This window comes from Mesorhizobium sp. B2-8-1 (genome assembly GCF_006440955.1).
In the GTDB taxonomy this organism is placed as follows: domain Bacteria; phylum Pseudomonadota; class Alphaproteobacteria; order Rhizobiales; family Rhizobiaceae; genus Mesorhizobium.
The window spans coordinates 185,178-207,749 of record NZ_VFTX01000009.1 but is presented as its reverse complement, the minus strand read 5'-3'; the positions used below and the strand labels follow the sequence as shown (position 1 = coordinate 207,749).

The following is a 22,572-nucleotide window of genomic DNA, read 5'->3' as shown; positions in this document are numbered from 1 at the left end:
GCAGCGGCCGGCCGAGGCAAGGCAACCTACAGGCTTGGAATATCGGCTCTCGGTAATACGGACGTCGAAGCTTGCTATTAGAATGTCACCGGGTGCGCGACTAGGATCTGCCGCATGGTTGTCCGAGATGTCTGCTTCTGGAAATCTGCCTTCTATGGCTGACATGCTGAATATCCTGTGGGGATGAAAGGCGACCAGCGCTCTGCCAGAGTGAAGTCCTCAACATCACCTGGAAGTCAGCGTGCAAGCCAATGCCACCAGAGCCCGACTACCTGCAATCCCGGCAGCCGACGAAGCTGGCTGCGGTATGTCTCGATCTTGAACCACTGACAAATATGGCGGGCTAGGGCCTGCCGCTGCGCTTTGGCCCGCGAGTGGTTCAGTGGCAAACTCCTCGGTCCTCTAAGGGTTCGGAGGAAGTGGAGGGGCATCGACTGGACATTTTTCCGCTCGGGACTATTTTAGCGGCGGCTGATTCGATGCCGGTCGAGCCGCATCGGCGCTACGCCACAGGGGTCTCGATGGTCTCGAAGCAACTTATAGCCAACGCTGAGCAGGCAGCAGAATTTCTGAGGGCCGTGGCTAACGGGCGACGCCTGATTATAATAAGCCTGATATTAGACTGTGAATTGTCAGTCGAGGCGATTCGGGAGCAATTGGGACTTAGCCCCTCGGCACTCTCTCAACACATGGCCAAGTTACGAGCACTTAGCTTGGTCCGTGTCCGCCGCGACAACAACACGGTTTACTATTCCTCCGGTCACAACGCGGTGCGGCGGGCCAACGAACCTGGCTATAGTTGAGGAGCACAAGGCGCAGCCCCTTTTCATCCTCCCCGAACACTTTGCCACCTATGCCGCACCGGCAGCCGACCTCCTCTGGGCTATGAGTGGTGAAAAACGATTCCTTATCTTGATCCATTTAGCCGAAGGCGAAGTGTCTGTCGGCGATCTGGCAATGCGCGTTGGTATTCGCCAGAGCGCACTGTCTCACCAACTGAAGGACTTGCGCTCGCTCGGACTGGTGACTGCGAGGCGAAGCCAGAGAACCATTTATTACTCTTGCGAATCGCCCCCCGTGCTCAAGGTAATTCGGCTGATGGCAAGCCTCGATCAGTCGGCGCTGCCAAGCCTTCATTTCCGATCGACGGCATTCAAGACGGCCACCAAATCCTCGGCATAGCTACGGCGTCAGTCATTTGCTGTCTGCCTCCCGCCACCGATAGCCGCACCGCGGTGACGGTAGAAATCTCTCCACGCCTTTCGCCCGCTACCCGCACTGACCGAGCGCCCCACCCGCGCAGCGGGTTGGTTGTGCGACGTCCATGGTTCCATTTTACGCAGTAAAGAATGTCCAGCATCTCTCGCTTTCGAGCGTTGGGGGCCGCATGCCCCAGTTCTTTGCTGCTGATGCCCGGTGCGATCAATTCGTTTGAATGGGATACGCCGACCCTAGTTGGTCAGTTGTAGCACTGTGAACTTTCGAGCGATTTCCTGGAACACGTTGGGGAGTTTGCTCGGGTCGTTAACGGCATAGTAGTTGCTCGGGTCAGTGACGCATTTTCCGTAAAGTGTTCTGTTGGCCGCGGTATCGGATTGCAGGGTGATCGTGTAAATCTGGACCTGCTGCGCTTTCAGCTTTTGACAAACGTCCAGGGTCCATCGGTCGACCATGCGCGCCGCGTCCGTCTGGTTGCTCGAACCGAAGCGGCCCGACGACAGAAAGCCATATGACGTGTAGTCCGACTTCTCGGGTTCATTGCTGGCTCCAAAGACAACATTCTCGCCGTCAGTCAGGAGAACGACGATCTTGCTCGTGTTGGGTGCCTTCCATGCGGCCCCGTCGGTGTATGGTGCCCCCGGCGACAGCACCCGCATACCCCAGGAGAGCCCTTCGGAGACATTGGTGCCAGAGCCATTCCATTCTTGCATCTGGGCGGCGGCGGTCCGCAGTTTGTCGAGGTCGGTGCTCAACGGGACCACTGGCGTTGGGCAAGCCCGATTAGGGCCGACGGTAAGTGGCCCTTTCTTATCGTTGATCTTTTTCGCTTTCGGGTCCTTATATTTCGCAATCTTCTTGTCTTTTCCCTTCTTATCCGCGCCGTCCTCAACCTCATCGGAGAGATAGGAGTTGTTGTAGATCTTGGTGTTGTTGCCATAGCTGGCCGACGGATCCGTGGCTTCGCCGGGGTCGTCTGGAGCGAAATAGGGCACGAACAAGGTCTCGGCATAAGCCTGGTCCGGCGCGATGTCGGAAATGCCGGCACTTCCTGAACGGGCCTCGACGCAGCCCTTCCAGCCTGTGCCCTTCCAACCGGTGCCCTCGGCCAGGTCCCTGAATAGATCCATGTGATTGACGCGCTTGCCATCGGGTAGCAAAGGGAAGTTGACGCCATTGGTCGGCGACTTGCCATCCATGTCGATCCACGATGGGTCAAACTCGTCGCCATTGATGTTGACTGCGGTGACAAAGGGGACCAGCGCAGCACTCACCTTGCGGTTAGGTGACTTTGCTCCCTCCAGGCTATCAAGCAGCGTCCTGGTGGCGTCCCGAAGAGCCTTGATCTTGGCCCCTGCCATGGATCCGGTGTTGTCCAGAACGAGTACCACTTCGAGATTGTTGGTGGCCTCTACCGCGCCCGAGTCAACCTCGATGCGCTGGTTGGCACCAAACAGAAAAGCGAAATTGAGGGCAACATCGGCGGAAGCAACGGCTTTGGTGTTGATGTAGTTCAGACCCTTGTCGACGGAAAAGGTCACTCTCGCATTCGAGAGTTCGCCGTGGTTGGCTACGTTCGCCTGAAAATAGCGATCAAAAAGCTGCCTGCGGTCGGCTTCGTTATCCGACAGATGCGACGAGGCGAGAGTTGCAGCGTCCAGGGAGCTTTGAAGACTGACCTTTGCCCGCATTATGGTGGAGACGTCCGTCGCAAAACCTACGGCCGCCAGGATAGCGGGCAGCGCCAAGCCCATCAGAAGCGCGAAATTCCCGCTCTTGGAACTCCAAAAATCCTTAAGCACAGCAACCCCCGTCAAACCAGTCTCTTCGCTTTTGCACGAACGTGGTTGACGCGGGATTGAGCGAGAGGCCCAGTTGTCGACAAAACCCCGGCTTGGTTAAAAAGCCCTTAGACCAACGCTGTCCAACACTCGCCAGATGCCGGACCAGTAAGCGGTGATCAATGACGCCAGCGACCCCGCCACATCGTCACACCCGACAGGCCGACCCCACTGGGCTTTCGCGCGGCATCTGCAAAGCCGCGGCGCGCCGCAAGCTTGCCGGCGAGATCGGGATACTTGCCGAACGGGATTGCAAGAACGATCGCCTCACTCCCTGCACGGCCTCCTCCTTGGAAGCAGCGGTGGCTCCGAGATCGCAGGCAAGATCGCGGATGGTCTCCGGCCTTCTCGAATTGGCGCGGTTGACCGCATGACCACTGGCGACAAGCTTTTGGGCCAACGTGATGCCGATATTTCCGGCGCCGATGATTCCGATTTTCATCGGATGTCCTTTAGAGAGTGTGGGGGAGACTCGCTCGCCAAAAGAGGGTTCGTCTTTTGAATGGGCTCCGGTTGATGTCATGTCGGCAGCGGGATGATCTTAATCCACTTTAGCCCGGCAGTCCGAGCTGCTTTCGCAGGCTTTTGTCAAATGCGGATGCGGGGACGAAACGGCGTAGCAAGCTGACCTGGCGCGCCATTTTTCCCGCCGCATAGCGCCGCTTCGGGCTGGGGTCGGTCGCGGCCGCCAAAACGGTCTTGGCGACCACGTCGGGCGCGTCGCCTTTTTCCATCGCCTTCGCCACCGCTGCGTTCATTCCGGCGCGCACGACGTCATAGATATCGAGCGACTGATCCGGCCTGACAAGATTGCCTTCGAAAGAGGTGCGGGTATAGGCTGGCTCGACCAATGCGACGCGAATTCCGAAGGGTCGCAGTTCGTGGTCAAGCGATTCCGAATAGCCTTCCACGGCATGTTTGGTCGCCGAATAAAGCGCGAAATAAGGGGCGGGGATAAACCCCTGCACCGAGCTCAAGTTCACGATCCTGCCCTTTCCTTGACGTCGCATCGTCGGCAGCACAGCGTTGATCATCCTGATGACGCCGAAGACGTTCACGTCGAACAAAGCCTGGGCCTGCGCGGTCGAGGATTCCTCCGCGCCGCCGAGCAGGCCCATGCCGGCATTGTTGACGAGCAGGTCGATGCGCCCCGCTTCGGCCAACACATCATCGATCAGTTTTGCCACGGACGCGTCATCGGTCACGTCGCAGGTCAGCATCGTGAAGCCGTCGGATTTCTTGGAGACCGGGCGACGGCTGGTTCCGAACACGCGAAAGCCCGCGTTCTGCAGGGCCTTGGCCGTCACGTGCCCGATGCCGGAGGATGTGCCTGTGACGATGGCAACGCCGGGACTGGTCTTGTTCATGGAGGTCACCTTTCTTTGGGTTGGACTGGTATTGGGAGCAGCCGAAAGGGCTGGAGCAAAAGCGTCACTCATGACCGGCTCGGCCGTTCGCCCTGCGTGCGTCCCAGCGCCGGAACAGGGCGCTGGCATTGACGCCTCCGAATCCGAAGCCGTTGGCGAGCGCATACTCCACCTCCATCGGCCGGGCCTTGTTGGCCACGAAGTCTATTCCGTCACCTGCCGGATCGGGGGCGCTCAAATTGAGGGTCGGCGGTGCCACTTGGTCCCTGAGTGCCAGGATGGTGAAAATCGCGCCAAGCCCGCCGGCGGCCCCGAGCAGATGTCCGGTCGCCGACTTCGTTCCGCTGACAGCTATCGAGAAATCCGTACCGAAGACCCTCTTGATCGCTTCGATTTCTCCAAGGTCGCCCACGGGCGTGGAGGTCGCGTGCGCATTGAGATGGCGGATCTCACGCGGTGAAATTCCGGCCTGGGCAATCGCGATCTCCATGGCGCGGCGCGCGCCATCGCCGTCCTCAGGACCGGAAGTGACGTGATGAGCATCCGCCGTCGTGCCGTAGCCGACGATCTCGGCGAGCGGCTCGGCGCCGCGCGCCAGCGCATGGCTCAATTCCTCGATGACCAGCAGGCCCGCGCCTTCACCCATGACGAAACCGTCCCGCGATATATCGAACGGACGAGAGGCCTGGTCAGGATGGTGATTGAAGGAGGTCGAAAGCGAACGTGCCGCCGCAAAGCCGCCCAGACTGACGACATTTATGCAGGCTTCGGTGCCGCCGCACACGGCGATGTCGGCTTCATCGGCGCGGATGATGCGAGCCGCATCGCCGATTGCCTGGATGCCGGCGGCGCACGCCGTAACGGGTGCGCCGATGTGGCCCTTGAAGCCGTAGCGGATCGAGATGTGGCCCGCCGCGAGGTTCACCAGGAACGACGGCACCGTGAACGGTGAAAGACGCCGAACGCCGCGATGGTCGACTGTCCGCACCGCCTCGGTTATGGCGGGGAACCCGCCGATGCCTGAAGCAATGATTGTCGCGGTGCGAACTCGATCAGTTTCCGAGACGGGCTTCCATCTTGCCTGGGAAAGCGCCTCGTCCGCTGCTGCCAGCGCTAGCAGAATGAAGCGATCGACTTTGCGCTGTTCCTTCGGAGCCAAGAAAGCACTCGGATCGAAGCCGGCTTGGGGGTCTTCTTCCAGGGAGGGAACCAGGCCGCCGACCTTCGCCGGCAGACTTTCCACCATTTCGTCAGGAAGCCTGCAAATCCCCGAGCAACTGGCCAGCAAGCGCGACCATGATGTTTCGACATCCGCGGCGAGCGGCGTGACCGCCCCCATGCCGGTGATGACAATGCGTCGCATTTTAGCTCCTGTAGATTCGGGTACGTGGCCGGGCGTTGCGCACGCTATGACTGAACTGCGTACGGCACTCGATCACTATTGCCCGCTTGCTTGACGTCCGCCGGTAGATCGCGCGCGGCAAAGAAGCCGACATTTGCTCCACACTTTCAGGCGGCGACGGCTTGGCGAACTTGGTCGACCGCCGCATTCAGAAAGGCCTGGGCGAGGTGGGGATCATTTACAATGCGCGAGAGGACAACCGCGCCGACCATCGTCGATAGGATGGCCATGGCCTTTTCGTTGCTTTCCTCGCCGTCGGCCCTGGCAATCATGCCGCCGAGGGCTTCAAGGTATGTTTTAATCCCTGCTTCGAATGATGCTTTGACGTCGCTGCCCTGCCTGGCGGCATCCGAGCCGAGCGACACAACCGGGCACCCGTCCATCCTTTCCTCGCGATGATCCGCGCTGAGGTAAAACTCGATCACTGCACCCAACGGATCCTCGGGTTTCGACGCAGTTGCCTCCGCCCATCGGTGGGCAGCGCTCTCCATCGCTCGCCTGGACGCCTGCGCCGCCAAGTCCTCTTTCGATGCGAACTGTTTGTAGAAAGCGCCCTGGGTCAGCCCGGCGGCCTTCATCAGATCCTTGAGGCCGATGCCACCGAACCCGTGCTCCCGAAAAAGCCGGCTGGCCACATCGATCACGGTTTGCCGGTTCTGCTCAGCCTGAACGCGACTTACGCGCATCTCGATCTCCATATTTAGATTACGTACAAAATCTATATGTCAGTTAGAGACCGAACGCAATCTATCAAGAGGAGATGCGGGATGGGCGGCTCGCCACCTGAGCGGTGTGGCGGTTTGCCGCAGACTGAGTATGTTCCTTCTTTTAGATTGCGCTTGCAATCTATCTGGTATAGAGTTCGATCATAATCTAACAAGGAGATACGCAGATGATCCGCAGAACCCTGGGCGCATCACTTCTGGCCGCGCTGTTTATCGCTACGCCGGCACTTGCCGAGGAAGCCACCATCGGACGCCCCATCGAAGCCGGCAGCCTGCACAACGGACGCCTCGACGTTGTGGTCTATTACGTCCCGACGAACGGCGATCTCCTGGAGGTCACGGCCACCTTCGCCTCGAAGGGCGGAGGCGATCCGCAGCGCGTCGTCATGGGCCTCGCCGACCGCGACTCCGTCGCCTTCTCCATGCCGGGCTACCGGGGCTCGCTCTACGCGTTCTCCAGGTCCGGCGACGAGGTGACAGTCTCGGCTGGGATCGACAAGCATCGGCGCGCCGACGCGTTACCGGACTGATGCTCGCGCAGATCGCCGCCGGCCGCTGTCGGTCGACGCGGGGCACGGCACAGAGAATGAACGCAATCTATTTCGACGTGAGGCGATGGGCATGAAAAAGAGATCGGTTATCATGGTGGGCGCGATCCTGATCACGGGGGCGATCGCGGTGTCGGGAGCGACGGCATTCGCCACATTTGCAAATTCGCCGCGGGAAGCCTCCGCCGCGAGCGACCCGAGGCAGGAGCCGCCCGTCGTCAGCCTGGCGACGGCGGCGCCGGTGAGCGGTTCCCAACGCAGCTTCACGGGGCTCATAGGGGCGAGGGTCGAGAGCAATCTCGGCTTTCGCGTCCCCGGCAAGATCGTCGAACGGCTGGTCAATGTTGGCCAGCAGGTGAAAGCCGGTCAGCCGCTGATGGGGATCGACGATACCGACCTTCGCCTCGCACTCGCGGCAAAGCACAATGCCGTTGTTGCCGCGCGTGCGATCGTCGCTCAAACAGAACCCGATGAACGGCGATACGCCAATCTGCTGAAAGAGGGATGGGTTCCCCGCCAGCGCTACGAGCAGGCCAAGGCTGCGCTCGACACTGCCGCGGCCCAGCTCGCCGCCGCCGAAGCGGACGCGGAGGTTGCGGAGAACGAGACGATCTACGCCCTCCTGCTGGCGGACGCTGATGGAACGGTGGTCGACACGCTTGGCGAGCCGGGTCAGGTCGTCTCCGCCGGCCAGACGGTGGTCCGGGTCGCCAAGGCGGGCCCCCGCGAAGCGGTGGTCGCGCTTCCCGAAACGATCCGGCCGGCGATCGGCTCCACGGCCGAGGCCAGCGTATATGGGGGTGATGAGCAGCGCCATACGGCTCATCTGCGGCAATTGTCCAACTCGGCCGATGCCCAGACGCGCACCTATGAGGCTCGCTATGTGCTCGACGGCGAGGCCGCGGCAGCGCCGCTTGGCGCGACGGTAACCATTCGGCTGGCAGCCCAGGCGGGTCAGCCGGAAGTCCAGGTGCCGCTGGGAGCCGTGCTCGACGACGGCAAGAAGACCGGCGTCTGGGTCGTGGACAACGCCACGTCCACGGTGCACTTTCAATCCGTCAATCTTATTCGTGTGATCGGCGAATTTGTCGTGATCTCGGGACTGAGCTCCAGCGATCGGTTTGTTTCGCTCGGCGCTCATCTCCTGCAGGAGGGCGCTCGTGTCAGGACTGCGTCCGAAAGCGGGAGCAACTGACCGTGAACCTCAATCTTTCCGCGATCGCCGTTCGTGAACGTGCCGTCACCCTGTTCTTAATCCTCCTGCTGGTGGCCGCCGGCGCCTACGCCTTCCTTATGCTCGGCCGGGCGGAGGATCCCAACTTCACCATCAAGACCCTCACCGTCACGACGGCGTGGCCAGGCGCGACGGCGCGTGAGATGCAGGACCTCGTCGCCGAACCATTGGAGAAGCGGCTCCAGGAGCTGACCTGGTATGACCGCGTGGAGACGACCACGCGGCCAGGCTATGCCTATCTGACGGTCACGCTGAAGGACAGCACGCCGCCATCCGCCGTGCAGGAAGAGTTCTACCAGGCTCGCAAGAAGCTCGGAGATGAAGCCCGCAACCTGCCGTCCGGCGTCTACGGCCCCTTCGTCAACGACGAATATTCGGACGTGAGCTTCGCCCTATACGCGCTGAAGGCCAAGGGCATGCCGATGCGTGAGCTGGCGAGGCAGGCGGAAGCGATCCGCCAAGACCTCCTGCATGTGCCTGGTGTCAAGAAGATCAACATCCTAGGAGAACGTCCCGAACAGATTTTCGTCGAGTTCTCCTACGCCAAGCTGGCGACACTCGGCGTGTCGGCACGGGATATCGTCACCGTGTTGCAGCGGCAGAACGCCGTCACGCCGGCGGGTTCGATCGACACCCAAGGGCCGCAGGTCTTCATCAGAGTCAATGGTGCTTATGGCAGTGTCCAGTCGATCGCCGACACGCCGATCGTCGCCGCGGGGCGGACAATGAAGCTCTCAGACATCGCCGAGGTCCGCCGCGGCTACGAAGAACCTCCCACCTACCTCATCCGCCGCCAGGGCGAGCCCACCATCATGCTCGCGGCGGTTATGCAGGAGGGCTGGGATGGTCGCGCGCTCGGCAAGGCGCTGGAGGACAGGACGGCGGCCATGCTACCGACATTGCCGCTCGGGATGACGCTCGAGAAGGTGTCAGACCAGGCCCTCAACATCACCTCGGCGGTTGACGAGTTCATGATGAAATTCGCTATGGCGCTCGGCGTCGTGCTGCTGATCAGCCTGCTCAGTATGGGCTGGCGTGTCGGCATCGTCGTGGCGGCCGCCGTTCCTCTGACGCTCGCCGCCGTGTTCCTCATCATGCTGGAGACCGGCCGGTTCTTCGATCGCATCACGCTCGGCGCCCTCATCCTGGCGCTCGGTCTCCTCGTGGACGACGCCATCATCGCTATCGAGGTGATGGTGGTGAAGATGGAAGAGGGCATGGACCGTATCAGGGCGGCCGCCTATGCATGGAGCCATACCGCGGCGCCGATGCTGTCCGGAACGCTGGTGACGATCGCCGGCTTCCTGCCGGTGGGCTTCGCGCGCTCGACGGCCGGCGAATATGCCGGCAACATCTTCTGGGTCGTGGGATTCGCGCTCATCGTCTCCTGGATCGTCGCCGTGGTCTTCACGCCCTATCTCGGCGTCAAGATGCTGCCCGAGATCAAACCGAGAGAGGGCGGTCACCACGCGATCTACGACACGCCGAACTATCGGCGCCTGCGGCGGCTCATCACCTTTGCCGTGCGCCACAAATTCGTGACATCCGGTATTGTCGCCATCGCCTTCGCGCTTTCCGTTGTCGGCATGGGCGCCCTCAAGCAGCAGTTCTTCCCGACGTCCGATCGCCCGGAAGTGCTTGTCGAGGTTCGCCTGCCGGAAGGCACCAGCATTGAGACCACGACCGCCACGGTCGAGAAGCTCGAGCAATGGCTGGGCGGCCAGCCAGAGGCCAAGATCGTCACCAGCTATGTCGGGCAGGGTGCGCCGCGCTTCTTCTTCGCGATGGCGCCCGAACTGCCAGATCCTGCCTTCGCCAAGATCGTCGTGCTGACGCCGAGCGCCGAGGCGCGCGAGGTGCTGAAGCATCGGCTGCGGGAGGCGGTGGCGCAGGGGCTTGCGCCGCAGGCCAATGTTCGCGTCACGCAGCTCGTATTCGGCCCCTACACGCCGTTCCCCGTCGAGTTCCGGGTCATGGGGCCTGATCCCGTGCAACTCTATAGCATTTCCGAGAGCGCCCTCGACATCATGCGGGGCGTCCAGGACGTGCGGCAGGCCAGCCGCGACTGGGGCAATCGCACGCCGGTGCTTCGCTTCATTCCGGACCAGGATCGCCTGAACCTCATCGGCCTGTCGTCGGCCGAGGTGGCCCAGCAACTGCAGTTCCTGCTCACCGGCATTCCGGTCACGCAGGTCCGCGAGAACATCCGCAACGTCCCCATCGTAGCACGCAGCGCCGGCGGCGAGCGGCTGGACCCAGCGCACCTGGCCGATTTCTCGTTGATGAGCCGCGATGGCCGGCAGATTCCACTCGACCAGATCGGCCATTCGGAAATCCATCTTGAAGAGCCGATCCTGAAGCGCCGCGACCGCACGCCGGTGATCACGATCCGCTCCGACATCAACGAAGCGATCCAGCCTCCGGAGGTCTCAAAGCAGATCATGAAAGCCCTTCAGCCGCTGATCGCATCCCTTCCGGCCGGCTATAGAATTGAAATGGGCGGATCGGTCGAGGAGGCCGAGAAGGCCAACACTGCGTTGGGCAAGATCTTCCCGGCCATGATAGCCGCCATGTTGATCGTCATCATGCTGCAGGTGCGATCCTTCTCGACAATGTTCATGGTCGTGCTGACGGCGCCGCTTGGCCTTGTCGGCGTCGTGCCCATGCTGCTTGCCTTTAACCAGCCCTTTGGCTTCAACGCCATTCTGGGCTTGATAGGACTGGCCGGCATCCTGATGCGCAATACGCTGATCCTGACCGAGCAGATCAAGGAGAACCGCGCCGCCGGCCTGGATGACTATCACGCCGTCATCGAGGCCACGGTGCAACGCGCGCGGCCCGTGATCCTTACGGCACTTGCCGCGGTGCTGGCCTTCATACCCCTCACCCACTCCGTCTTTTGGGGATCGATGGCCTATACGTTGATCGGCGGCACGGCGGTCGGCACGGTGCTGATCCTGCTCTTCCTTCCTGCCCTGTATACCGCGTGGTTCCGGATCAAGCCGGTGGCGGATCAGATCCACGAGGCTTCGACGCAGGAACGGGAACGGCACTTGGCAATGGCTGCCGAATAGGGTTCGCTTGTCGTACGATACGGGTCAAGTTTTCGCCCAAAGGATCTGCTCTGCGGGCGGTGCGCTGTGCCCTCCGTTTCCAGCTTCCTTAGACCGGAGCCGTCATAGCTCGATGCGCGAGAATCGCGGACGTCGCGCTTCACCGTGATCGGAGACTGCCTGTTCGCTCTGAAGCTGCTCGCGGCAGAGAGGTGCACGCGCGTTTGTTCCCGACCTCGCTGTCGATCCGGACATGTCCACCGGACTGGCTGACGAAGCCATAGACCTGGCTAAGTCCGAGCCCGGTTTCTTCGCAGTTTGCCTTTGGTGGTGAAGAAGGGCCCGAAGACCTGGGCGAGAACTTGTTTGTCCATCCGTGACCGGTGTCGCTCAGGGTCAGGCGAACGAAGGACGCGGCCGGCCCTTTCAGATCATCCTGATCGTCTGGCGCGTCGCTCGTCTCGATCGTGAACGTGCCGCTGTCCGCCATTGCATGTCGGGCTTTCACCGTCAGGTTGAGAATGGCGACGTCGAGCTGATTGGCGTCGAGCACAGGGCACGATAGGCCTGAATTACGACGAGCGAATATAGTTTGGGAACTGCTCGCTGATTACGTCAATAATCGAAAGCGTTCCGGACAAATGCCTGCGAAGGGCGGAAGCGGCGGCATCTGTGTCGCCGGAGCGGACGGCCTTCACGATGGCGCGGTGGTCCTCCAGCACCGTCTGCATCTTGCCCGGCATCGGCAGGTTGAGCCGGCGCAGCCGGTCAAGATGGACGCTCTGTCGCCGCACCGTCGCCCATAGCTCCAATATGCCGGCGCGCTCATAAATCTTGCGATGGAACTCCCGATCCAGCGAATCGAAGACATCATAGGTCTTGGGCGATGCGACGATCTCCTGGCGAGTCAGAATATCGTCAAGTTCGGCAGCCGTCTGAGCCGGGCTTTCGAGCGTCAGCCGGCGCACCGCCTCAAGTTCGACCGAAAGCCGCAGGAACTGCGCCTGCCGGGCATGCCGAATGTCGATGCGTGCGACCACTGTGGCATATTGGGGGTAAATCTCGACCATGCCCTCTTCCTGCAAGCGCATCAGCGCATCGCGCACGGGCGTCTGGCTGACACCGAATTCGACCTGCAGTGAGGCCCTCGAAAGCACCGTTCCGGGCGCCAGCTCCACAGTCAGGATACGATCTCTCAATATCTCGTGAATCTGCAGGGCGACCTGCCGCGACCGATCCAAGACTCTTTCGTTGGCCTTTGCGCCCATGATCCGACCACCCGTTTGCCGATTCTGATTTCAGTAGATCACAAAAAACTTATTGATGCACTGATGCATTAGTGTTTTAATGCGCCAACCGTCGTCGGAGGACCGCGGCCAAGTGAATTGCGCCAATCGCTCATTTCGGGAGGAAATCCATGCGATCCATCATCAGAGGCATCGCCGCGCTCGGCATCGCCATCGGTTTCGGCACATCCGCCTTTGCCCAGGAAAAGACCGAGATTTCCATCACCCGCCAGCCCGGCATCCTCTATCTCGCCAGCCACGTGATGGAGACGCAGAAGCTGATCGAAAAGCATGCCGCCGAGGATGGCCTGAAGGACCTCAAGATCAACTGGCGCACTTTCAGCGGCGGCGGCGCCCAGACCGATGCGCTGCTTTCCGGCAATGTCGACATCGTCAACACCGGCACCGGCAACCTGCTGCTTCTGTGGGACCGCACCAAGGGCCGCGTCAAAGGCATATGCACCAACTCCGCCCAGCCGGTGATCTTCGTGTCGCGCGACCCGCACATCAAGTCGCTGAAGGACATCGGCCCGAACGACAAGATCGCCGTTCCGACCGTCGGCGTCTCGACGCAAGCGATCCTGTTGCAAATGGCTGCTGGCAAAATGTTCGGAGATAACGACATTCATCACTTCGACGCCAATACGGTCCAGCTCGGCCATCCCGACGCTATGGCGGCGCTCGCCAACCAGAAACACGAGGTGAAGAGTCATTTCTCGGCGCCGCCCTATCAGTACCTTGAACTGAAGATGCCCGGTGTCCACCAGGTCACCAGCTCGCGCGACATCATCGGCGGCGATTTGAGCCAGGGCACCTTCTTCACCACGACCGAATTTGCCGAGGCGAATCCGACGACCATCAAGGCGATCCGCGAGGCGACCGCTGACGCGATCGCGTACATCAAGAAGGATCCGAAAGGCGCACTCAAAGACTACAAGACCATCTCCGGCGACAAGACGAGCATCGAAGACTTGATGGCGATCCTCAAGGAGCCGCATATGATGGAGTACCGGATGGACCCCCAGGGCACGATGAAGTTCGCGGCGCACCTCTACAAGACCGGCACGCTGAAGACCATGCCGAAGGCCTGGACCGACTATTACCTCCCGCAAGCCGCCGACCTCAACGGCAACTGATCCTGGACAAGGGGCGGTCGTCTAGTTTGCCGCCCCTCGAAGAACCCGCCACGGAGAAATGGGCATGCTTCAAACCACGATCAGGCCAGTTGCCTCTGCCGCACTTGCCGAAGCCGGTGCTTCGCTGCTCGATGTCGACAAGGTGACGCTGCGCTACAAGACGCCGAACCTTCTGATCACCGCCACGGAGGACGTCAGCTTCTGCGTCGACCGGTCGGACCGCTTCGTTCTGCTCGGTCCTTCCGGCTGTGGCAAGTCGACCCTGCTCAAGGCGATCGGCGGCTATATGGCGCCCGTCAGCGGGTCGATCACCATCAAGGGCCGTCCCGTGAAGAAGCCCGGCGCCGACCGGATGATGGTCTTCCAGGAATTCGACCAGCTCCTGCCGTGGAAGACGGTTCTGGAGAATGTGACGTTTCCTCTGCTCGTCGCCCGCAAGATGCCGCGCGCCGAGGCCGAAGCGGTCGCACGCGAATACATCGACAAGGTCAAGCTGACGCGCGCCATCGACACCTATCCGCATATGCTGTCCGGCGGCATGAAGCAGCGCGTGGCAATCGCCCGCGGCATGGCGATGCAACCGGATATCCTGCTGATGGATGAGCCCTTCGCGGCGCTCGATGCGCTGACCCGCCGGCAGATGCAGGACGAGCTGCTGCAATTATGGGACGAGACGCGCTTCACGGTGCTTTTCGTCACCCATTCGATCGCCGAGGCAATCAAGATCTCCAACCGCATCCTGCTGCTTTCGCCGCATCCCGGCCGCGTCCGCGCTGAGGTTCGTGGCGTCGAGGATGTTCGCGACGACCCGGTCGCCGCAGCCGAACTCGAGCAGCAGATTCATACCATGCTCTTTTCCGAGCCTGGACACCCGGAGTAAGCCATGGCCGCCCCTGAGATCATCGTTGCCGCCGATCTTCCCGCGCGCAACGGAAACATCGATGCCGTCGAACAGAAGCTCGGCCACTTCGAACTTCTCTGGCAGTCCGGCGCTTTCCGCAAGACGCTTCTCATTGTCGTGCTTGCCGTTGTCTGGGAGCTCTATGCGCGCCAGCTCGACAATCCGCTGCTTTTCCCGACGCTGACCGACACCTTCAAGTCCCTCTACGCGAACTTCGCCGACGGCACGCTTCCGTCACGCATCTGGACGACCCTCAAGATCCTGCTCGCCGGCTATGCGATCGGCACCGTGCTCGCCTTCCTGCTCACCATTTTGGCCATCAACACACGCATCGGCACTGACTTCCTCGAGACGATGACGGCGATGTTCAATCCGCTGCCGGCGATCTCGCTGCTGCCCCTGGCGCTGATCTGGTTCGGCCTCGGCCCCTCCAGCCTCGTCTTCGTGCTCCTGCATTCGGTGCTCTGGGCCGTCGCGCTGAATACGCATTCCGGCTTCCTTGGCGTCTCGCGCACGCTCAGGATGGTCGGCGCCAACTATGGCCTGACCGGTCTTTCCTATGTCATCCGCATCCTCGTGCCGGCGGCCTTCCCGTCGATCCTGACGGGCCTGAAGATCGGCTGGGCCTTTGCCTGGCGGACGCTGATCGCAGCCGAGCTCGTCTTCGGTGTCTCGTCGGGACAAGGCGGGCTTGGCTGGTTCATCTTCGAGAACCGGAACCTGCTCGACATTCCCGCCGTGTTCGCCGGCCTGCTCACCGTCATCATCATCGGCCTCGTCGTCGAGAACCTCATCTTTCAGACCATCGAGCGCAAGACGCTGCAGAAATGGGGCATGAAGGACTAGGCCACGCCCTGCCGCTTCAACCCAAGTTTTAACGAGTTCGCGCATGACCACGAAGAAGAAGACGCCCGAAAAGTTGCGGAGCGCGCGCTGGTTCGCGCCCGACGACCTCAGAAGCTCCGGCCACCGCTCGCGCACCATGCAGATGGGCTACGCGCCCGAGGAATGGGGCGCCAGGCCCGTCATCGCCATCCTCAATACCTGGTCGGACGCCAATCCCTGCCATGCCCATTTCAAGCACCGCGTTGAGGACGTGAAGCGGGGCATCCTCCAGGCCGGCGGCTTTCCGGTGGAGCTGCCGGCCCTTTCGCTGTCGGAAAGCTATGTCAAGCCGACGACCATGCTCTACCGCAACATGCTGGCGATGGAGGCGGAGGAGCTGTTGCGCTCGCATCCCGTGGACGGGGCGGTGTTGATGGGCGGCTGCGACAAGACCACGCCGGGCCTGGTCATGGGCGCGCTGTCGATGGGATTGCCGATGATCTTCCTGCCGGCCGGGCCGATGCTGCGGGGCAATTATCGCGGCGAATATCTTGGCTCGGGCTCGGACGCCTGGAAATTCTGGGACGAGCGCCGCGCCGGCACGATCACTGAAAAGGAATGGGTCGAGGTCGAGGCCGGCATCGCCCGCTCCTACGGCCACTGCATGACCATGGGCACGGCGAGCACGATGACGGCGATCGCCGAGGCGCTCGGCCTGACGCTGCCGGGCGCAAGCTCCATCCCCGCGGCCGATTCCGGCCATATCCGCATGTCGTCCGCCGTCGGCCGGCGCATAGTGGAGATGGTCTGGGAAGACCTCATGCCCAGCCGCGTCGTGACGGCAGCCGCCGTCAACAATGCCGTCGCCGTCGCCATGGCCACTGGCTGCTCCACCAATGCCGTCATCCATCTGATCGCAATGGCCCGGCGGGCCGGCGTCGCGCTCTCGCTCGACGATCTCGACCGCGCGAGCCGCACGACGCCGGTGCTCGCCAACATCCGGCCCACCGGCAAAACCTATCTGATGGAGGACTTCTACTATGCGGGCGGCCTTAGGGCGTTAATGGCGAAACTGTCGTCCAAGCTCGACCTTTCGGCGCTCACCGTTTCTGGCCGCTCGCTGGGCGAAACGCTGGAGGGTGCCAAGTGCTATAATGACGACGTCATCCGTTCCCTCGACAACCCGATCTACCATGAGGGCTCGCTCGCCGTCCTCAAGGGTAATCTTGCGCCGACCGGCGCCGTTATCAAGCCGGCCGCCTGCGATCCGCGCTTTCACCGGCACGAAGGACCGGCGCTCGTCTTCGACAGCTATGCCGAGATGAAGGCGGCCGTCGACGACGAAAATCTCGACGTGACACCGGATCATGTGATGGTGCTGCGCGGCGCCGGCCCGCAGGGCGGGCCAGGCATGCCCGAATGGGGCATGCTGCCGATGCCGAAGGCCCTTTTGAAGCGCGGCTATCGCGACATGCTGCGCATCTCCGACGCCCGCATGAGCGGCACCAGCTACGGCGCCTGCGTGCTGCATGTTTCGCCGGAATCGCATGTCGGCGGGCCGCTGGCGCTGCTGCGGACCGGGGACATCGTGCGGCTCGACCTGCAAGGCCGGCGCATCGACATGCTGGTCGGCGATGAGGAACTGGAGCGCCGCCGCAAGGAATGGACAGCCCCGGAAGCGAAGACAGGGCGCGGCTATGGCTGGATGTTCGCGCGCCATGTGCAGCAGGCCGATACCGGGGCCGACTTCGATTTCCTCGAGACCGGCTTCGGTCCCGCCGTTCCCGAACCAGACATCCATTGACGTTCAAGGAAACGATGATGACCGATTATATATTGAGCAAGGAAACACGCGCAAAACTCATGGGTGTCGCAACGCCCACCATTGCGACCGCGCTCTACAAGCGCGGCCTGCGCAACCAGTTCATCCAGGATGTTCGACCGCTTTCGCCGAAGAAGACGAACATGGTCGGCCAGGCCTTTACGCTGCGCTACATTCCCGCGCGCGAGGACCTGAACCAGATCGAGGTTTTCAGGAATCCCGATCATCCCCAGCGTGCCGCCGTCGAACGATGCCCGCCGGGCTGCGTGCTGGTCATAGACAGCCGCAAGAATGCCCGCGCTGCATCCGCCGGCTCCATCCTGGTCTCGCGCCTTCAGGTGCGCGGGGTCGCAGGCATCGTGACCGACGGCGGCTTCCGCGACAGTCCCGAGATTGCCAATCTCGCCATCCATGCCTACCATCAGCGTCCCTCGGCGCCCACCAATCTGACGCTGCATCAGGCCTGTGACATCAACGTGCCGATCGGCTGCGGCGATGTGGCGGTCTTTCCAGGTGACATTCTCGTTGGCGACGATGAGGGCGTCATGGTCATTCCGGCCCATCTCGCCGACGAAATCGCCGAGGAGACTGTCGAGATGACGGCTTATGAGGACTTCGTGACCGAGAAGGTGATGAAGGGCGCAAGTATCATCGGGCTTTACCCGGCTACCAGCGAAGCACCGAAGATGGAATTCGCCGCCTGGCGCAAGGAGAACGCACGCTAGGGTGAGAACTCATACAATCACCTGATCCTTTCGGATTTTTCGCTTTCAATGACCCGCCGGTGGCAGGACTGATGTCGAAGAGCTGATTTTGGTTGTCGGATGAGGCGCGGAGGCGGGCACATCGCTCCGCTCAGTGATGGGCGCCGCGCGGCGAGAGGATCAAAGCCAAGGTGTCGAGCCACCGTGGCTCATCGACGGACCGATCAACGGCGAGCGCTTTCTGCTCTATTCGACAACGTCCTCGCCCCCTCCCGGCGCGATGCGCGTGCGCTCGTCGAGCGCCATGATGGTCTCGACATCGGCCCTGATCGAAAGCGCTGGTCGCTTGCGCCTCAAGCTAGGGCCGTTCCGCACCTTCGGCAGTGTCGTCGAAGTCCATCCCTTCTTCGCTGGCGCCCCGACGGGCTACAGCCCGATACCATACCAGGCGCGCCAAGATTCCGATGTCTGCTCAACCAGCCGGCTGAGCAGACATCAAATAGGCATCACCGCTAGCCCCAGAGGCCCAGGTGCACCGACGACTTGACCGGCGCGTCGCGCTAAGCGCGCGCCCCGAATGTCCGTGCTTCGGTCGGGCGCTCAATCCAAGAGAAGCACAGCCTCAACCTCGAAAAGCATGGGGTGGATGGCGAGCTTTGGCACCGGAACTAGCGTCTGTGCAGGCAGCTTGGCACCGAACATCCGCATCACCTCCTGGGTCAGCACACCCAACTTCTGCATATCGTGGTCGACCACGAAAACGGTTAACTTCACGACTTGGTCCAAGCGAGCGCCAAGCGCATCGATCACGGCGGCAAGGTTTTTGTATGCCTGCTCCACCTGTGTTGCGAAATCCGGCGACAGATCGCCGGTCTGGTCCTGTCCGCCTTGTCCGGAGATGAAAGCCAGCCGACCAGAACCAGGGGTGATGACCGCTGTGCTGTAGCCATTCGGCGTTGGGTCGTGCAGGTGGGAAGGGTTGACGATGACCGGCGTTGCACTGGCGACGGGTGTTTGGTTTTGAGATGTCATGATCAGTCTCCTTGTTGAGCGACCATGCCGCCTAAAGTAAATTGGTGCCATAACTTGGCACCAAATGTGCCTGGATCCGCAAATGAACATCCGCCTCCGACACGACGCTATCGTGCGCGTTCTCCGACGCGAAGGAACCTCGACAATCAGCGACTTGGCAGACGAAGTGGGTGCTTCACGGCGAACGGTGCTGCGCGACATCGTAGCGCTGCGTAACCAAGGCTTCGTCATACATTCCGAATCCGGCCGAGGCGGCGGGCTTCAGCTCGACCCCAAGTCGGTGCAGACCACTGCTCGACTCTCCGTGACGGAGGTGTTCGCCCTCCTTATCAGCGTTGCGGCAATGCGCGCGGCCCGGTCCCTTCCCTTCTCCGATCTCGCCGATGCGGGGCTTGCCAAGATCGAGAGGGCACTGTCGGCAGACAAGGTGCGAGACCTGCGCCGGCTCCTCGACTGCTTGTATGTCGGACAGTTGTCGCCCAAGCAGGATATTTCAAACCTGGGTTCAATTGATCCCGAACTGCTGCCTGCCTTCGAGGCGGCATTTCTCCAACAGCTGCATCTCCGGTTCGGCTACCGTGACGCTAAAGAAGTGGAAACGGTCCGCAAGGTCGAACCCCAGGCCATTCTGATCCTGCCGCCAGTTTGGTATCTCGTGGCCTGGGATGCGGCCCGTGAGGGTTTCCGCCACTTCCGCATGGACCGGATCAGTCGACCGGAGATCATCGCAAGCACACAGTTCCGTCGAAGACACGTCCCCTTCGAAGATGATGTTTGCCCTTTCAACGAGATTCCCCGCTGACTATCAGGACAGCCAGGCCGGTGCCGTCATCCTACCAATCCAGGCCCCTCTTCGCGCTTCCGATCGAGAGAGCTTAGCGCATCCGCGGGGACGGTCGCGGGCACAGAAACCAATGAGCGGAGGATCTCTTCGCTTCGGTGAGACCAAGACCTCAGGTGCAATATTTTCGGAACAGCGATTTGCCTTACTACGGCAAGGCGAAGGCCAACAGGGCATCGCATTCTTCCCTTGCGAACCTGAAGGACCTTCCTCCCCTCACAGTGCAGCGAACGCTCGACGGGAATGCTCAGTTCTGTGGCACCGAAATGGCGCAATATCTCGATGCCCTGACCACGCACGACAGGATCCCGACCGGCAAATGGGCAGAAGGGCGACTGTACTATTATAATCAGCAGATAACGGCCATTCGGCGACCGTCCAATGCCGACGTTGGGACTAATGGAGCAACCATGAAAAGGCACGCCGCAAAAAGGCTTCGCCACCCGTCCTGACAACCTCACCATGCGCCACGACGACATGCTCGGGATGTTTTCCGATCAACTCACGAATCTTTGGTCGCGCCGTTGCGCGGTTGCGGAAGCTGATCCGATAGTCGATCGGGGGATAACCCCACCCTTCGATCATTTTCGAAAGCTTCGCGATTGAACGCATCCACCAAGGCCAATGGCGTTTCAAGAACGTCGCGCTGAAGGTCTGCGAGAGGTCGGCGATGATGACGGTGTGCGACGCGCGGTGAAAGAAGATCAGTTCGTCCATGAAAGGCGAATTGGTGAAGTAGAACTGGTCGATCTGTCCCTTCCATTCGGCGGGCGGATCGCCGGCCAGTACCCCGGAAAAGCGAAGTTCGCTGCACTTGGCAATTGTCGCCGCCGTCGCCCACAAATTTGCATCCGGGAATGCGGCCTGCCATTCGCCCAGAAACAGGTAGTGCAGCTTGTTGGGGCTGACGATATGCCGAACAGGGCCCAGCGCCCGAACTTCGTCCTCAATCGCGGCCGTCCTTTCGACTGGCGACCATAGCCACAGGCCACCATCCGCAAGACGCACGACGACCATGCGTGTTGGATAGTCGAAGCCTTTGAACGAGACGACTCCACCATCCGCAAACCATAGGTCCGATCCCAGCGGCTCCAGCATGTCGCGAAGCTAGTCCGCCATTTGGACGATTTCCACCCCGATGGCGGTCGCAGCGCGATTGCGGCGACATCGAGGCCGGTCGTCCGACACAGCCGAACGACCGTTCCTGATTTCAGATTTCCGTGCGCTCCGCGAGGAGCGGTCAACGCCGAGATACCTGACCGTGTTCTCTATGTTCGTGTGTCCGAGCAGAATTTGTATCGCGCGGATGTTGCCAGTCGCCGGCAGATCAACGCCGCCTTTGTTTGTCGAAGCGAGTGCGTGCCGTACTTCGCCGGGCGCAGCGCAATGGCGGTGCGCACTCGTCCACTGGTCGAGCATACTGCCGAGTGCTGATATGTTTGAATGATCAATGCGGCTCGGAAACACATAGTCGGCAACAGTGCCGCTTCGACGTTCGAGTCGCGCCAACCGGCTGGAGCGCACATCAGAGGTCAATTCAAATGGGTCGGTCGGTCGGTCTTTTGCTGGACCACTGTGGCTGGCGTCCGCACGTCTGCACCTGCAATGATATCGCCAATTTTGATCCGACCAAATCGCACCCGCGCAGCTTGCTGTCGATTGCCAGATCGAAAAGTGCGCGATCGCGCAGGTGCCCTTTCTCGGAAGAAGCGGATTGCCCGGATCTGTTTCTGGGTAGTGATCGCTTTGTACCAACGGTTTTGCGAGCATTCCATGCCCCGCGAACTTGCACGGCGGGATCATAGCGTGAAGTAACCATTTTCGTTTCTCCTTCGGCCATGATTGGCCACCGGAGAAACGCCGGTAGACGGTTGAGAGGCCGAAAGCGGACTCCACCGCTTCGCCATGATCCGGAGGGAAAGCTGACCCCACATCCAGCTCAGCGCGATGCGGCTTAAATCAGTGGCAAGCAACGGCTTTCGCTAGGTAAGGAAACGGACACCCAACAGAGAATCGTCACGCTCCAGCAAGAACGCTTAGCCTGTCCAGAGCAGGTGCGAGTCCTTTCAGCGATACGGACAGAACGACGTCCTTCTGGTCGGTGCTTCTGACCTTGATCTTCAGCACCGAACCCGCCCGCAACGCGGCTACTGTTCCTTCATCGAGGGTGAGCGGCACGATGCAGCCGGCCGGCAAGCAGGTTGAGAAGCGCAGCGCCTCAAGGGGCTGGCTGTCATCGATCTGCAATGTGGCGCCGGCGTCGAGCATAAGCCCAAACGGAAGCACGACATTGCCCGCGAGCGTGGCGTCGCTGTTTCGCCTAAGCTCAACAGCCAGGATCCGCTGTCCGTTCTGCTGCGTCTGTTGCTGGGAGACACCGCACGTTACCGTTGATGTGCTGCTTTGACAGGTCAGGCTCCAGTCTTGATAGCTCTCCTGGAGCGAAGTCGCGCCGCCTGGCAGCTTTGAAGTCACCTGTTGAGACAAAGCCGCGGTGCTCATCACCATCAAGCCGAGCGTCGCGGCTGCACTGGCCAGCGGGAATTTCCACATGCGCAATTCGATCACCTTTCATTACTCAGCCGGCGCCTTGGCCGGCCGACCACATTTGATAAGCCGACCTTATGGTGATCGGCC

Annotated in this window: 21 protein-coding genes and 1 pseudogene; 11 read left to right on the top strand and 11 right to left on the bottom strand. The window is 61.2% G+C overall.

Annotated features, from left to right (window positions below; translation table 11 throughout):
• Positions 1–479 precede the first annotated feature (479 nt).
• Together FJ428_RS22550 and FJ428_RS30765 are read left to right on the top strand one after the other, a co-directional pair.
• On the top strand, positions 480–803 hold the full coding sequence (locus tag FJ428_RS22550; protein ID WP_348642860.1) for a metalloregulator ArsR/SmtB family transcription factor: 324 nt from the start codon (positions 480–482) through the stop codon (positions 801–803).
• Positions 721–1,182: a metalloregulator ArsR/SmtB family transcription factor gene (locus tag FJ428_RS30765; RefSeq protein ID WP_224519018.1), complete on the top strand. Its 462-nt coding sequence runs from the start codon at positions 721–723 to the stop codon at positions 1,180–1,182. Before FJ428_RS22550 ends, FJ428_RS30765 begins: the two co-directional genes overlap by 83 nt.
• Positions 1,183–1,451: 269 nt before the next feature.
• Here the strand turns inward: FJ428_RS30765 and FJ428_RS22540 are convergent, their stop codons facing one another.
• The 5 genes from FJ428_RS22540 to FJ428_RS22520 form a co-directional block, all read right to left on the bottom strand.
• The gene (locus tag FJ428_RS22540; RefSeq protein ID WP_224519019.1) at positions 1,452–3,035 is read right to left on the bottom strand and encodes a pilus assembly protein; all 1,584 of its coding nucleotides are present in this window, start codon (positions 3,033–3,035) and stop codon (positions 1,452–1,454) included.
• Positions 3,036–3,207: 172 nt separating this feature from the next.
• On the bottom strand, positions 3,208–3,582 hold the full coding sequence (locus tag FJ428_RS22535; RefSeq protein WP_224519020.1) for an NAD(P)-binding domain-containing protein: 375 nt from the start codon (positions 3,580–3,582) through the stop codon (positions 3,208–3,210).
• A 28-nt stretch (positions 3,583–3,610) separates the two neighbouring features.
• The gene (locus FJ428_RS22530) at positions 3,611–4,426 is read right to left on the bottom strand and encodes an oxidoreductase (RefSeq protein ID WP_140880243.1); all 816 of its coding nucleotides are present in this window, start codon (positions 4,424–4,426) and stop codon (positions 3,611–3,613) included.
• A 64-nt stretch (positions 4,427–4,490) separates the two neighbouring features.
• Positions 4,491–5,789, bottom strand: a complete 1,299-nt coding sequence (fabF, locus tag FJ428_RS22525) for a beta-ketoacyl-ACP synthase II (protein ID WP_140880242.1) — start codon at positions 5,787–5,789, stop codon at positions 4,491–4,493.
• Between the two features lie 146 nt (positions 5,790–5,935).
• Positions 5,936–6,514, bottom strand: coding sequence for a TetR/AcrR family transcriptional regulator (locus tag FJ428_RS22520; RefSeq protein ID WP_140880241.1), 579 nt, complete (start codon positions 6,512–6,514; stop codon positions 5,936–5,938).
• A 206-nt stretch (positions 6,515–6,720) separates the two neighbouring features.
• Between FJ428_RS22520 and FJ428_RS22515 the strand changes: the two genes are divergently transcribed.
• The 3 genes from FJ428_RS22515 (at position 6,721) to FJ428_RS22505 (ending at position 11,409) form a co-directional block, all read left to right on the top strand.
• Entirely contained in the window at positions 6,721–7,083 is a 363-nt protein-coding gene (locus FJ428_RS22515; RefSeq protein ID WP_140880240.1) for a hypothetical protein, read from the top strand.
• Positions 7,084–7,174: 91 nt separating this feature from the next.
• Positions 7,175–8,296 carry an efflux RND transporter periplasmic adaptor subunit gene (locus tag FJ428_RS22510; protein ID WP_140880239.1) on the top strand — a complete coding sequence of 374 codons (1,122 nt, stop codon included), beginning with the start codon at positions 7,175–7,177 and terminating at the stop codon, positions 8,294–8,296.
• A gap of 2 nt (positions 8,297–8,298) precedes the next feature.
• Positions 8,299–11,409, top strand: a complete 3,111-nt coding sequence (locus FJ428_RS22505) for an efflux RND transporter permease subunit (protein ID WP_140880238.1) — start codon at positions 8,299–8,301, stop codon at positions 11,407–11,409.
• A 139-nt stretch (positions 11,410–11,548) separates the two neighbouring features.
• Here the strand turns inward: FJ428_RS22505 and FJ428_RS22500 are convergent, their stop codons facing one another.
• Both FJ428_RS22500 and FJ428_RS22495 read right to left on the bottom strand, forming a co-directional pair.
• Positions 11,549–11,941 carry an ATP-binding protein gene (locus FJ428_RS22500; protein ID WP_181167362.1) on the bottom strand — a complete coding sequence of 131 codons (393 nt, stop codon included), beginning with the start codon at positions 11,939–11,941 and terminating at the stop codon, positions 11,549–11,551.
• Positions 11,942–11,960: 19 nt separating this feature from the next.
• Entirely contained in the window at positions 11,961–12,629 is a 669-nt protein-coding gene (locus tag FJ428_RS22495; protein WP_224519021.1) for a GntR family transcriptional regulator, read from the bottom strand.
• A gap of 176 nt (positions 12,630–12,805) precedes the next feature.
• On the opposite strand from FJ428_RS22495, the gene FJ428_RS22490 reads away from it, so the two are divergent.
• The 5 genes from FJ428_RS22490 to FJ428_RS22470 all read left to right on the top strand — a co-directional run bounded on the left by FJ428_RS22490 (position 12,806) and on the right by FJ428_RS22470 (position 18,083).
• On the top strand, positions 12,806–13,810 hold the full coding sequence (locus FJ428_RS22490; protein WP_140880235.1) for an ABC transporter substrate-binding protein: 1,005 nt from the start codon (positions 12,806–12,808) through the stop codon (positions 13,808–13,810).
• 64 nt (positions 13,811–13,874) lie between these two features.
• On the top strand, positions 13,875–14,690 hold the full coding sequence (locus FJ428_RS22485; protein ID WP_140825623.1) for an ABC transporter ATP-binding protein: 816 nt from the start codon (positions 13,875–13,877) through the stop codon (positions 14,688–14,690).
• Between the two features lie 3 nt (positions 14,691–14,693).
• Complete coding sequence (locus FJ428_RS22480; RefSeq protein WP_140880234.1) at positions 14,694–15,557, top strand: ABC transporter permease; 864 nt, start codon at positions 14,694–14,696, stop codon at positions 15,555–15,557.
• A 43-nt stretch (positions 15,558–15,600) separates the two neighbouring features.
• Positions 15,601–17,340, top strand: a complete 1,740-nt coding sequence (gene araD, locus FJ428_RS22475) for an L-arabinonate dehydratase (protein ID WP_140880233.1) — start codon at positions 15,601–15,603, stop codon at positions 17,338–17,340.
• Positions 17,341–17,357: 17 nt separating this feature from the next.
• Positions 17,358–18,083 carry a ribonuclease activity regulator RraA gene (locus FJ428_RS22470; RefSeq protein ID WP_140880232.1) on the top strand — a complete coding sequence of 242 codons (726 nt, stop codon included), beginning with the start codon at positions 17,358–17,360 and terminating at the stop codon, positions 18,081–18,083.
• A 579-nt stretch (positions 18,084–18,662) separates the two neighbouring features.
• Here FJ428_RS22470 and FJ428_RS22465 read toward each other — a convergent pair.
• A complete protein-coding gene (locus FJ428_RS22465) occupies positions 18,663–19,094 on the bottom strand; it encodes a RidA family protein (RefSeq protein ID WP_140880231.1) in 432 nt (143 codons plus the stop codon).
• 82 nt (positions 19,095–19,176) lie between these two features.
• On the opposite strand from FJ428_RS22465, the gene FJ428_RS22460 reads away from it, so the two are divergent.
• The gene (locus tag FJ428_RS22460; RefSeq protein ID WP_140880230.1) at positions 19,177–19,896 is read left to right on the top strand and encodes a WYL domain-containing protein; all 720 of its coding nucleotides are present in this window, start codon (positions 19,177–19,179) and stop codon (positions 19,894–19,896) included.
• 435 nt (positions 19,897–20,331) lie between these two features.
• On the opposite strand, the gene FJ428_RS22455 is transcribed toward FJ428_RS22460, so the two are convergent.
• From FJ428_RS22455 to FJ428_RS22445, 3 genes and pseudogenes are all read right to left on the bottom strand, one after another.
• Positions 20,332–21,033, bottom strand: a complete 702-nt coding sequence (locus tag FJ428_RS22455) for a DUF4336 domain-containing protein (RefSeq protein WP_140880229.1) — start codon at positions 21,031–21,033, stop codon at positions 20,332–20,334.
• Between the two features lie 141 nt (positions 21,034–21,174).
• Positions 21,175–21,754, bottom strand: a pseudogene (locus FJ428_RS22450) (tyrosine-type recombinase/integrase); the annotation flags it as partial.
• Positions 21,755–21,951: 197 nt separating this feature from the next.
• A complete protein-coding gene (locus tag FJ428_RS22445; protein ID WP_224519022.1) occupies positions 21,952–22,503 on the bottom strand; it encodes an invasion associated locus B family protein in 552 nt (183 codons plus the stop codon).
• Positions 22,504–22,572 lie beyond the last annotated feature (69 nt).

What these genes read in the sequence shown, in the direction of transcription:
- FJ428_RS22550 (WP_348642860.1), top strand. Translation starts at nt 480, where the DNA reads ATGCCGGTCGAGCCGCATCGGCGCTACGCCACAGGGGTCTCGATGGTC.
- FJ428_RS22535 (WP_224519020.1), bottom strand. Translation starts at nt 3,582, where the DNA reads ATGACATCAACCGGAGCCCATTCAAAAGACGAACCCTCTTTTGGCGAG.
- FJ428_RS22530 (WP_140880243.1), bottom strand. Translation starts at nt 4,426, where the DNA reads ATGAACAAGACCAGTCCCGGCGTTGCCATCGTCACAGGCACATCCTCC.
- fabF (WP_140880242.1), bottom strand. Translation starts at nt 5,789, where the DNA reads ATGCGACGCATTGTCATCACCGGCATGGGGGCGGTCACGCCGCTCGCC.
- FJ428_RS22520 (WP_140880241.1), bottom strand. Translation starts at nt 6,514, where the DNA reads ATGCGCGTAAGTCGCGTTCAGGCTGAGCAGAACCGGCAAACCGTGATC.
- FJ428_RS22515 (WP_140880240.1), top strand. Translation starts at nt 6,721, where the DNA reads ATGATCCGCAGAACCCTGGGCGCATCACTTCTGGCCGCGCTGTTTATC.
- FJ428_RS22510 (WP_140880239.1), top strand. Translation starts at nt 7,175, where the DNA reads ATGAAAAAGAGATCGGTTATCATGGTGGGCGCGATCCTGATCACGGGG.
- FJ428_RS22490 (WP_140880235.1), top strand. Translation starts at nt 12,806, where the DNA reads ATGCGATCCATCATCAGAGGCATCGCCGCGCTCGGCATCGCCATCGGT.
- FJ428_RS22485 (WP_140825623.1), top strand. Translation starts at nt 13,875, where the DNA reads ATGCTTCAAACCACGATCAGGCCAGTTGCCTCTGCCGCACTTGCCGAA.
- FJ428_RS22480 (WP_140880234.1), top strand. Translation starts at nt 14,694, where the DNA reads ATGGCCGCCCCTGAGATCATCGTTGCCGCCGATCTTCCCGCGCGCAAC.
- araD (WP_140880233.1), top strand. Translation starts at nt 15,601, where the DNA reads ATGACCACGAAGAAGAAGACGCCCGAAAAGTTGCGGAGCGCGCGCTGG.
- FJ428_RS22470 (WP_140880232.1), top strand. Translation starts at nt 17,358, where the DNA reads ATGACCGATTATATATTGAGCAAGGAAACACGCGCAAAACTCATGGGT.
- FJ428_RS22465 (WP_140880231.1), bottom strand. Translation starts at nt 19,094, where the DNA reads ATGACATCTCAAAACCAAACACCCGTCGCCAGTGCAACGCCGGTCATC.
- FJ428_RS22460 (WP_140880230.1), top strand. Translation starts at nt 19,177, where the DNA reads ATGAACATCCGCCTCCGACACGACGCTATCGTGCGCGTTCTCCGACGC.
- FJ428_RS22455 (WP_140880229.1), bottom strand. Translation starts at nt 21,033, where the DNA reads ATGCTGGAGCCGCTGGGATCGGACCTATGGTTTGCGGATGGTGGAGTC.